Raw genomic sequence first — 2,560 nt, 5'->3', positions numbered from 1 at the left:
GAAAAGCTAATTCTTGCCACATAAAAAACAAAGCGACCATTTCTTTTCGGAAATTGGTCGCTTTGTCTACAGTCTGAAAGCCCGGATTGCTCCGGGCTTTTCCTATTTCTATCGATTCTCGCTATTGTGAACTTAGATAATGATGATTCTGTCAGCCATGGCTTCAGCTTCGCTTCGCTCATGGGTGACGAGCAGCATGGCGATACCTTTGGTTTTACTTAGGTTTTTCACCAGCTCCTGAAGCTTGGATCGCATCTCCGAATCCAAGCTGGCAAAGGGCTCATCCAGGAGCATCACCCGGGATTTGCAGACGAGTGCACGGGCCAGAGAAACCCGCTGCTTCATTCCTCCGGAAAGCTCCCTAGGCTTCTTCTTCCGGTGTTCATAAAGCCCAACAGCCTGGAGAGCTTCATCGATTTCCTCCGGAGCAAGATGTTTTCCCGCAATCCTCACATTATCCTCCACCGTCTTCCAAGACAGCAAACTGTGGGATTCCTGGAATACAAAGGGGAATGGCACATCGATTCCCTCAAAGACCTGGGGGGCGTAGGTTAGGCTTCCCTCGAACTCCTGATCCAAACCGCCAATGATATTCAGGAGCGTGCTCTTGCCGATTCCTGAGGGCCCCATGACCGCCACAATCTCCCCTTCCCCGATTTCCAAAGAAAAATCCTTCAAGAGAGTCTCCGTACCATAGGACTTGGTTAAATTTTCCACTTTAATAAGCGTCATGAAGCTTCCCTCCCTTGAATAGCAGCGACTCAAACAGAATCCCGCAGAGGGCTATGGTCACCAGACCAGCCAAGAGTCCCGCTGTATCCATGTACATTCGTCTTTCGAAGATAAGCCATCCCAGCCCGCTTCTGGACCCCACCATACCAAAGATCATCTCCACACTGATCAGTGCTCTCCAGCCCCTGGACCAGGAGATCCCCAGAGATGATTTTAAGTCCTCCGCTGATCCCTGGACATAAATGTGCCAAAATCGGGTCCAGCGATCGAGACGAAAGGCCTCCATAAACCTGCCGTATCGACTTCCAAGCCTCTCCACACTTAAATCCAACTGGGCCCATAGTGGCCAAAGCGTGGCATGAACCATAATCAGCACCACGGCTGTTCGAGAAATGCCCATCCAGAGAATGACAATGGGAAGCACAGCAACTCCCGGAATCGGCGATAGTATGGACTGAAGAAGGAGCATGAACTCCCGGGCATAGGCCGAGAACCTGGAGATGGCCGTCATTCCTGCTGCAAAGACTAGGGAAATTGCCATGGTCAGGAATACAAATCCTACACTATAGACTGTCTTCTGGACCAGCTCCCCATGGAATAGAAGATCGAGGAGACTCTGACAGATCTCCAAGAGCCCTGGAAAAAGGGCATCGGGAAACCTTCCGGATCGCGCCACGGTCTCCCAAACCACCAGGAGGATCAGAACAAAGATCCCTTTTGCCCACCTCCGTTGTCCACTGTCTAACCTCTTCCCCTTATTTCGCATCCTTCTCCCAATAAAGCTCCATCTCTTTCAAACCAGACGAGATGAGCCCATTCCTCTCCATAAACTCCACAAAGGTATCCATTCCTTCCACCCCTGTGCCAAAGGTGGTGGTTCCATCTTGTAAATAGCCCTTCAGGTCTTCCTGATCATAATCATAAGCCTCCGAAAGAATCTGGTGGGTCCCTTCACGGTTAGTCTCCATATATTCCATGGTTTTCACCAGAGCTTCCTTGAATGACTCATACACTTTGGTATCAAGAAAAACCCTCTCTGGACAGATTCCCACAATGAAGGTAAAGTCCCCGCCAAAGCTCTCCCGTCCGTCCAGGAGGACTCTGCCCCCACTTTCCAGCTCCTGCTGGAGATATGGTGGGGTAGTGAAGTGAAGAAGATCCTCTTTTCCGGAAAGAAAAGCCGTGACACCATCCGGATGAGCCATGGAAAGAAGCTGTCCATCCAAGGCCGAAGCCTTCCCGAGCACCTTCTCCGATGCCATCATGAGAAGGATATGCTGAATGGAACCTGGCTGCGGAAGGATAATCCGGTGGTTTTCGGGTAAATCCGCAATGGAGGTCAATGTCGGGTCTTTGGTCACCAGTGCTACCGAAGTCTTGGAAATTCCTGCCATGATCCGCCAGTCCATTCCCTTGTCCTTCCCGATAAGGAACGGTGGGATGGCGGTGAATCCAATGTCCAGATCCCCTGAAAGCATCGACTCTCGGATGGCTGAAGTATTGCCTAGTTTTTTCCATTCCACGGAAATATCCAGCCCCCTTGCCTTTAGTGCCTCCTCCAGAAATCCTTCGGACTTCATCACCTCCAGCGGGGCATAAGCCAGCCCAAACTGCTCTCCTATACTCAGGGTCTTCTGTTCTTTCTTTCCACAAGCAGAAAGAAGGACAGCAGACATCAATAATATTATCCCCATGACGTTCAGTACTCTTCTGCGAAACATAAGCATCCTCCGGAAATTTACTACCTTCCCATTATACCATGCGGACTGTTCACCCATGGTGAAATATATAACAAAAGATTCGAAAAGCCTAGTCCGAAGCCACTTAA

The 2,560-nt window shown here is 50.1% G+C and carries 3 protein-coding genes; all 3 read right to left on the bottom strand.

Annotation, left to right across the window (positions count from 1 at the left end):
* Positions 1–132: 132 nt before the first annotated feature.
* The 3 genes from KCG48_RS14365 to KCG48_RS14355 all read right to left on the bottom strand — a co-directional run bounded on the left by KCG48_RS14365 (position 133) and on the right by KCG48_RS14355 (position 2,453).
* Positions 133–732 carry an ABC transporter ATP-binding protein gene (locus KCG48_RS14365; protein ID WP_211802867.1) on the bottom strand — a complete coding sequence of 200 codons (600 nt, stop codon included), beginning with the start codon at positions 730–732 and terminating at the stop codon, positions 133–135.
* On the bottom strand, positions 719–1,363 hold the full coding sequence (locus KCG48_RS14360; protein ID WP_211802866.1) for an ABC transporter permease: 645 nt from the start codon (positions 1,361–1,363) through the stop codon (positions 719–721). The genes KCG48_RS14365 and KCG48_RS14360 overlap by 14 nt, the downstream gene beginning before the upstream one ends.
* A gap of 124 nt (positions 1,364–1,487) precedes the next feature.
* Positions 1,488–2,453, bottom strand: coding sequence for an ABC transporter substrate-binding protein (locus tag KCG48_RS14355; protein ID WP_211802865.1), 966 nt, complete (start codon positions 2,451–2,453; stop codon positions 1,488–1,490).
* Positions 2,454–2,560: the final 107 nt, after the last annotated feature.

The sequence above is a fragment of the Proteiniclasticum sediminis genome, assembly GCF_018128025.1.
In the GTDB taxonomy this organism is placed as follows: domain Bacteria; phylum Bacillota; class Clostridia; order Clostridiales; family Clostridiaceae; genus Proteiniclasticum; species Proteiniclasticum sediminis.
Note: the sequence above shows the minus strand (reverse complement) of the source record. Positions and strands in the feature narration are given on the sequence as shown.